The sequence below is a fragment of the Geobacillus sp. WSUCF-018B genome (assembly GCF_002809985.1).
GTDB classification, from domain to species: domain Bacteria; phylum Bacillota; class Bacilli; order Bacillales; family Anoxybacillaceae; genus Geobacillus; species Geobacillus thermophilus.
Window position 1 is genome coordinate 20,679 of sequence record NZ_PIJF01000040.1, and the last position, 8,263, is coordinate 28,941.

At 46.5% G+C, this 8,263-nt stretch carries 6 protein-coding genes; 2 read left to right on the forward strand and 4 right to left on the reverse strand.

Features of this window, described 5'->3' with window-relative positions:
- Nucleotides 1-43: 43 nt before the first annotated feature.
- On the reverse strand, nt 44-1,951 hold the full coding sequence (gene asnB / locus CV944_RS12150) for an asparagine synthase (glutamine-hydrolyzing) (RefSeq protein WP_100664254.1): 1,908 nt from the start codon (nt 1,949-1,951) through the stop codon (nt 44-46).
- A gap of 289 nt (nt 1,952-2,240) precedes the next feature.
- Between asnB and CV944_RS12155 the strand changes: the two genes are divergently transcribed.
- Nucleotides 2,241-3,131, forward strand: a complete 891-nt coding sequence (locus CV944_RS12155; RefSeq protein ID WP_100664255.1) for a C39 family peptidase — start codon at nt 2,241-2,243, stop codon at nt 3,129-3,131.
- 129 nt (nt 3,132-3,260) lie between these two features.
- Complete coding sequence (locus CV944_RS12160) at nt 3,261-4,847, forward strand: multicopper oxidase family protein (RefSeq protein ID WP_100664256.1); 1,587 nt, start codon at nt 3,261-3,263, stop codon at nt 4,845-4,847.
- Nucleotides 4,848-4,891: 44 nt separating this feature from the next.
- Here CV944_RS12160 and copZ read toward each other — a convergent pair whose 3' ends face one another.
- The 3 genes from copZ to CV944_RS12175 are packed head-to-tail and all read right to left on the reverse strand — an operon-like array spanning nt 4,892 to nt 7,842.
- Nucleotides 4,892-5,095: a copper chaperone CopZ gene (gene copZ / locus CV944_RS12165; protein WP_199170454.1), complete on the reverse strand. Its 204-nt coding sequence runs from the start codon at nt 5,093-5,095 to the stop codon at nt 4,892-4,894.
- Nucleotides 5,096-5,116: 21 nt separating this feature from the next.
- Nucleotides 5,117-7,513 carry a heavy metal translocating P-type ATPase gene (locus tag CV944_RS12170; RefSeq protein WP_100664258.1) on the reverse strand — a complete coding sequence of 799 codons (2,397 nt, stop codon included), beginning with the start codon at nt 7,511-7,513 and terminating at the stop codon, nt 5,117-5,119.
- Between the two features lie 17 nt (nt 7,514-7,530).
- A complete protein-coding gene (locus CV944_RS12175) occupies nt 7,531-7,842 on the reverse strand; it encodes a metal-sensing transcriptional repressor (protein ID WP_100664259.1) in 312 nt (103 codons plus the stop codon).
- Between the last annotated feature and the right edge of the window lie 421 nt (nt 7,843-8,263).

The following is an 8,263-nucleotide window of genomic DNA, read 5'->3' on the forward strand; positions in this document are numbered from 1 at the left end:
GGCGTTCTAGGTGTCGCCCTTAGAACGCCCTGTCGTTTCCCTGCTACGCCTCCAAAACAGACGCTGGCCGCTTCTCGTTTTGTACGGATGGAGCAAAATCGTACTTCTTTTCCACATACACTTGATGCCAAACCATAAACGCCAACACCGTCCACAGCTTGCGGCTGTGGTCCGCCTTGTGGCGGGCATGTTCATCCAGCAGCCGATGGAGCACATCCTTATGGAACAGATGATCGGTTTCGCTTTCGTGGATGAGCTGTCTCGCCCAGTCATACAGTTCGTTTTTCAGCCAGTGGCGAATCGGCACGGGAAACCCCAATTTTTTCCGGTTTAACACATGATCCGGCACGATGCCTTCGGCGGCTTTACGTAAAATATATTTCGTCGTACCGTTGGCTATCTTCATATCAGGGGCGATTTGCCTAGCAACCTCAAATACCTTTTTGTCTAAAAAGGGAACGCGCAGCTCAAGCGAATGGGCCATCGTCATTTTGTCCGCTTTGACTAAAATATCGCCCCTTAGCCATGTATGAAGATCAATATACTGCATCCGGTTGACGGGTGGGTAATGAAGCGTTTCGCGGTAAAAAGGAGCCGTCACCGCCGTATATTCGCGCCCCTCTTGGTACGTTTTGAGCAACGCCGCTTTTTCCTTTTCGCTATACATTTTCGCATTGCCGACATACCGTTCCTCGAGCGGCGTCGTCCCGCGTTCTAAGAAACTTTTTCCTTTTATTCCATCCGGAAGAAGCTTCGCGATCATCCGCAACACAGCTTTCACCACGTCTGGCATCCGCTCGAACAGCCGCAGTGACTGCGGTTCGCGATAAATATTGTAACCGCCAAACAGCTCGTCCGCCCCCTCGCCGGAAAGCACAACCGTGACATGCTTTCTCGCCTCACGAGCGACAAAATACAGCGGCACAGCCGCAGGATCGGCAAGCGGATCGTCCATATGCCACATAATTTTCGGCAGCTCTTCCATATACTCCTGCGGTGAGATGACATAGCTAATGTTGTCTACCCCAAGCTTCTCTGCGGTTTCTTTTGCGACATCGATTTCACTGAACCCTTCCCGCTCAAACCCGACGGAAAATGTCTTCAGGTGCGGATGGAATTGTTTCGCGATGGCGACGATGAACGATGAATCAATGCCTCCCGACAAAAACGCACCGACCGGCACATCGCTGCGCATATGGACGCTGACCGAATCAAACAGCGCATCGCGGATTTGCTTGACAAGCTCCTCTTCCGATTGGCGAATGGGGTCGAAGGATGCCTTCCAATAACGATGAATGGTGAGCGGTTTTCCGACTTGTTTCTTGAGATAATGCCCCGGCTCCAGCTTGTAAATGCCGGCCGACATCGTCAGCGGCTCAGGGACATATTGGAATGTTAAATAATGCTGCAGGGAATCGCCGTTTAGCGACTCCTGTCCCAGAGCGAGCAAGATGCTTTTCTTTTCCGAAGCGAAAAACGTGCGGTCTCCTTGCTCCGCATAAAAAAACGGCTTAATGCCGAACGGATCGCGCGCCGCAAACACCGTTTTCTCTTGCTTGTCCCAAATGACAAACGCAAACATCCCGCGCAGCTTTTCGACCGCTTTTTCTTTTTCCGCGCTGTAAAGGGCAACAATCACCTCGGTATCCGAATGCGTCGCAAACGAATATCCTTTCGCCGCCAGCTCTTCCCGCAATTCAAGATAGTTGTAAATTTCCCCGTTAAAAATGATCCAATATCGATCGTTTTCATAAGACAGCGGCTGATGCCCCGCCTCCAGATCGATGATGCTCAAACGCCGAAAACCAAAACTCACGTAGTCATCAAAAAAATACCCCTCATCGTCGGGGCCGCGATGGGTAATCAGGCGGTTCATCTCCATCAACGTTGTTTTCCATGTTTGCTCAATCGCTCTCGGGCGATCATGAATACAGCCAATAAAACCGCACATGGTGATGATTGTCCCTCCACTTTGCTAAGAAGAATCCAAAAACTACACGAAAAACCTTTTTGTTTAAAACTAAAATGATGGATACAAAGATACTTTCATTCTATCGTACACAACGTCAAGTTTCAAAAACAATCTGTTTCCATTTTTTCAGGAACACTGCTTGCAAGATTTTCAGTTCCTCATAATAATATTAACGATAAAGTATGGAGAAAGTGTGAATTTCACCATTTTTGCACATCGATCTGTTACGATAAAAACACACACGTGTTATAAAGGAGTTGAGAATGGCTTGTTAGCGTTTATCCTTTTTTTGACTTTTCTCATCGTTTCCCTTTGTTTTGTTCTCTTGAGAAGACCTCTAAACGGGAGGATGGATCAACTGTCGCTCGGATTGTATATTTCCTGTTTCTTGCTATTGGCCGCCTCATTATCCTATTATGCAAGTTCGGCCCAGACAGGCGATGCCATCAAAGCCTTCATACAGAACAGAAACAGCAGAGAAACCAATCCGTCCCCCAACAATCAAGCAAAGGAGGCGAATCGATCAGCTGCCTCTTCAAAGAAACAAGCGCTAAGGACATCCGTCCTGATTGACGCCCCTCTTTTGTCTCAGCTTCCGGAACTGCCGAGGGGATGCGAAGTGACCAGCTTGGCCATGCTCTTGAATCATGCCGGCATTCGCGTCGATAAGATGACGTTGGCGAAACAAATCAAGAAAAATCCTACTCCGTATCAAGTGCGAAATGGCCAAGTGTTTTACGGCCACCCAAATGAAGGGTTTGTCGGCGATATGTATACGTTATCGAAGCCTGGATACGGCGTGTACCACAAGCCGATCAAGCAGTTGGCTGAGCGGTACTTGCCGAACCAAATCATCGACTTAACAGGGCAATCGTTTGAGAACATCTATACATACTTGGCCAAAGGCACACCGGTTTGGGTGATCACCAACACCACCTTTCGTCCTCTTCCTCCCTCTGCCTTTCGGGAATGGCAAACCCCGCAAGGCCCGATCAAAATCACGTACCGGGAACACGCGGTGCTCATTACGGGATACGATGAGCAGTACATTTATTTCAATGATCCATTGACCGCTGTCAAAAACCAAAAAGCGCCGAAACAAGACTTTATCGACGCTTGGGTTCAAATGGGACGGCAGGCGATTACCTACCACCGTTAGACATCGGTGAATCCGAATCGCTTGCCTTTTTTTACATTTCAGTTGAACGATTTTCTCCATACATTTTGCACATCTATTTTTTATCATATCATTGCATCTCCCACTACAAGCTTAAGGAGGGAAAACGACATGAAAAAATGGCTGCTTGGCGCCATTTTCGCAGGAGTAGCAGCGATTGGCGCAGCTTGCTCAAATCCATCTTCCATGCAGGGACACGACATGTCCGGCATGAATATGGAAAAAGAAAATACTTCCGCTGAAACGAGCAAGCAGCAATTGCCTTTGGCAACCAATACAGAAGTATTATCCGGGAAAGAAATTCACCTTACTGCGAAGGAAGCGTTATTACAAATCAACGATCAAGTCAAACTCCCGGTCTACACGTACAATGGATCGGTACCCGGTGCGCAAATCCGCGTAAAGCAAGGGGATAATGTGAAAATTGTTTTAAAAAATGAATTGCCAGAACCGATCACGATTCACTGGCACGGCTACCCTGTTCCAAATAACCAAGATGGAGTACCGGGTGTCACGATGGACGCCATTAAACCGGGTGAAACGTTTACGTATGAATTTACAGCAACCGTGCCGGGAACGTATTGGTATCATTCCCATCAAAAAAGCGCCGAGCAAGTGGACAAGGGATTATACGGTACATTAATCGTAGAACCGAAAAATGAAGAAAAAGTCGATCGAGATTACACGCTTGTATTAGATGAATGGATGAGCGACCCGGACGCCGAAAGCCATATGGACATGAATATGAGCGGCATGGATCATAGTAATATGAATAATGGAAATAGCTCTGATAATCAACAAATGGATATGAGCAGCATGGGCCATGATATGAGTATGTATGATATTTTCACGATTAACGGGAAAAGCGGTTCCGCTGTAGAACCTTTAAAAGTAAAAAAAGGCGAAAAAGTACGGCTCCGCCTTGTAAACGCAGGATACATGCCTCACAAGCTTCATCTGCATGGCCATGAGTTTAAAATTGTCGCAACAGACGGGCAGCCGTTAAAAGATCCGCAGCCAATCAAAGATGAACTTTTAAATATTGCTCCGGGTGAACGTTATGATATTGAATTTACAGCGAATAATCCGGGAGAATGGTTATTAGAATGCCATGGTGATATGAAAGGTACCGATGGCATGAAAGTGAAAATTCAATACGAAGACCAGACAAACAATACGGATAAAGAAAATGCAAAAGAAAACCTCCCTGTTGTGGATATGACAACATACGGAAAATATGAAGTAGGTCAATTTACACTAGACCAAAAATATGATGTAGAGTACACAATGGATTTAGGAACAGCCATGGGCAAAGATGGCATGGTCTACACGATTAATGGGAAAACGTATCCTGAAACAGCACCCGTAAATGTGAAGAAAGGAGATCTAGTAAAAGTAAAATTGGTGAACAATTCACCGAAAGATTTACATCCTATGCATTTACACGGACATTTCTTCCAAGTATTAAGTAAAAATGGTAAGCCAATTACAGGCTCCCCATTGATTAAGGATACCTTGAATTTAAAACCGGGTGAAGAATATGTAGTCGCATTTAAAGCAGATAATCCGGGAAATTGGATGTTCCATTGCCATGACTTGCACCATGCTTCAGCCGGAATGGTCACAGAAGTAAAATATAAAGATTACAAATCTGACTATACACCGAACTCGAATGACACAACAAATAAACCTGAATAACAATGATAAATCCCCTCCAAGTTTTACTTGGAGGGGATTTTATGTTACTTCACATCGTAACCTTGCTCTTCAATCGCTTCTTTCAGTTTTTCTACGCTGACCTTTGTTTCATCATACTCCACATCGACAGTTCCTTCTTGCAGATGTACTTCTACATTTTTTACCCCGTCTAGCTCTTTAAGAGCGTTCGTCACTGCCATTTTGCAATGGCCGCAAGTCATTCCTTGTACATGTAATGTAATGGTCATCATTAATTCCTCCTTGAATGTTTATAGTTTCACGCGTTTCAAACGAAGCGCGTTTGTCACAACCGATACAGAGCTAAATGCCATCGCTGCCCCAGCGATCCAAGGTTCCAACAGCCCGAGAGCGGCTACAGGAATGCCAACTGTATTATAGAACAAAGCCCAGAACAGATTTTGCCGAATGTTTTTCATTGTTTTGCGGCTTAACTCAATCGCTTTCGGAATATGGGCTAAATCCCCACCGACCAAGGTAACATCGGCCGTTTCGATCGCGACATCCGCTCCCGTGCCAATCGCCATCCCAATATCCGCTTTGGCCAGAGCTGGAGCGTCATTAATTCCATCACCGACCATCGCGACTCGTTTCCCTTGTTTTTGCAATTCCTCGACGATGTTCGCTTTGTCTTCCGGAAGCACCTCGGCGTACACATGCTCAATGCCGACTTCATTGGCGATCGCTTCCGCTGTCCGTTGATTGTCCCCTGTTGCCATATAGACATCGATGCCCATTTGTTTTAATGTTTGAATCGCTTCTTTCGAGCTTTCTTTCACCGTATCCGCGACAGCAATGATGCCGGCAAGCTGTCCATCGATGGCAACGAGCATCACTGTTTTCCCTTGTTTTTCAAGCTCTACCATTTTATCTTCATGCACAGAAATCGCTACAGAGCGCTCCTTCATCAATTTTCGCGTCCCAATAAGGATGCTTTTTCCGTCAATGACCGCTTCAATTCCGTGGCCGGTAATGGCGGAGAAGTGCTCCAATGGCTTCATCGAAATCGCTTGTTTCTTCCCGTATTCAACAATCGCATGAGCCAGCGGATGCTCCGAAGCGCTCTCGGCGGAAACCGCATAATCGAGCATGTCCTCGCGGAAGGCTAGCACATCGGTGACTTCCGGTTTTCCTTTTGTCACGGTTCCTGTTTTATCGAGTAATACGGCATTGATTTTATGCGTTCCCTCTAGGTACTCACCTCCTTTAAAGAGAATTCCTTGTTCTGCCCCTTTTCCTGTACCGACCATAATCGATGTCGGTGTGGCCAAACCGAGCGCACAAGGGCACGCGATGACAAGAACGGCGATGGCCGCCTCAAGCGCTTTCGCCAAATCACCCGGCGCAACGAAGAAGTACCAGATTAGAAAGGAAACAACCGCAATTCCGACAACAATCGGTACGAAAATGCCGGAAATGGTATCCGCCATCCGCTGAATCGGGGCTTTCGACCCTTGCGCCTCTTCAACGATTTTAATGATATTGGCCAGCGCGGTATCTTTTCCGACTTTTTCGGCACGAATGGTCAGTACGCCATTCGTATTCATCGTCGCCCCGATCACATAGTCGCCTTCCCTCTTATCAACCGGGATCGATTCACCGGTAATCATCGATTCATCTACGGAAGATGCCCCGGCGATGACCGTACCGTCTACCGGGATTTTTTCTCCTGGCTTGACAAGAATCGTATCGCCGATCACCACTTCCTCCAGCGGAACTTTTATTTCTTCCCCATTACGGATGACAGTCGCTTCCTTTGCCTGCAGGCTGACCAACTTCGAGATCGCTTCGGTTGTCCGCCCTTTCGCAAGATCCTCAAAGTATTTTCCGACAAGCACAAGCGTAATCAAGACGGCGCTCGTTTCAAAATACAGTCTTGGCATATAGTCAGGATTCCCAAGCGTCCGAAAAGCTTCATACAAGCTGTAGAAGTACGCGGCTGATGTTCCAAGCGCCACTAGGACGTCCATGTTCGCGCTCTTGTTTCGCAACGCCCGGTACGCCCCGACATAGAAAGGACCGCCGATGTAGAACTGAACAGGTGTAGCTAAAAGAAGCTGGAACCACGGATTCATCAGCCAATGCGGCATCGGCAAGCCTATATCAAACGGCATATGGGCAAGCATCGTATAAAGCAGCGGCAACGATAAGATGATAGAAATCGCGAGTTGCCGTTGTTTTTGTTTCAGCCGCTCTTCTTTCCGGCCAGCATCGTCTTGTTCTTCGTTTCGAATTTGCCCCCTGTACCCAAGCTTTTTGATTTTCTCTAAAATGTCTTCGACAGATGTGACACCCTCCTTGTATTCGACCACCGCGCTGTTTGTCGCCAAGTTGACAGCAGCGCTTGTCACACCTTCCATCCGATTTAACCCTTTTTCAATCCGCGTCGCACAGGCCGCACATGTCATTCCTTCAATATCAAGCGTCACTTTTTCTGTCGCAACGCCATACCCCAAATTCTCAATTTTCATTTCGATATCGGCTATATTTTGCTTCGATGGATCATATTTAATCGTTGCTTTTTCCATTGCCAAATTGACATTGGCTTCTACGCCATCCATCTTATTTAATACTTTCTCAATCCGATTGGCGCACGCGGCACATGTCATGCCGGTCACTCTAAGTGTGACATGCTTTTGTTCACTCATAATGCTTCCCACTCCTTTCACTTTGAGAACTGTTTAATGACATCCATTAATTCGCGAATGGATTCTTCTCCACTTCCTTCGCGGATCGCTTTAGACACACAATGGCTGACATGACGTTCTAACAAGTTCAATCCTACTTTATTTAACGCTGCCGTGATCGCTGAAATTTGCACTAAAATATCAATACAATAACGATTGTCCTCCACCATTTTTTGCACACCGCGCACTTGTCCTTCGATGCGCTTCAAGCGCTTGATAATGCTTTCGATTTCCTGTTCCGTTCGTGGAACCATTTTTTTATCCACATGATGATCTTCATAATGGTTCATCAAACATCACCTCTTTTAATTACATTATACCGGTAATGGGTATAAAATGCAACAGAGATCCCCTCTACAAATCATGTTCACCACAAAACCGTAATCAATACCTGCGCAGGAAAAAGCCCGCTTTCCACAAAAAATTCACAATTTTAATTGGCATAGGATTCGCTGCGGGCTGGACTCCCTGCACAGGTCCAATTCATGATAAGAGACAGCTTTAGGCTGTGCCTAACCGAAATTCATCTCCCACTTTCACTTCGTTTCGAAGTGGGAGACTTAGAAGGCCGGTGAAAAAAGTACACCCTGAGGCAGGGATTTAGGTGGCTTGTGTCGAAAAAGGAAGAAAAATCGTTGGAATGGAGCGTGAGCGGATCATGAAAGCCCCCAAAAACCCTTCGACTCAGCCTCGTCTGTTTCAAGTCATCGA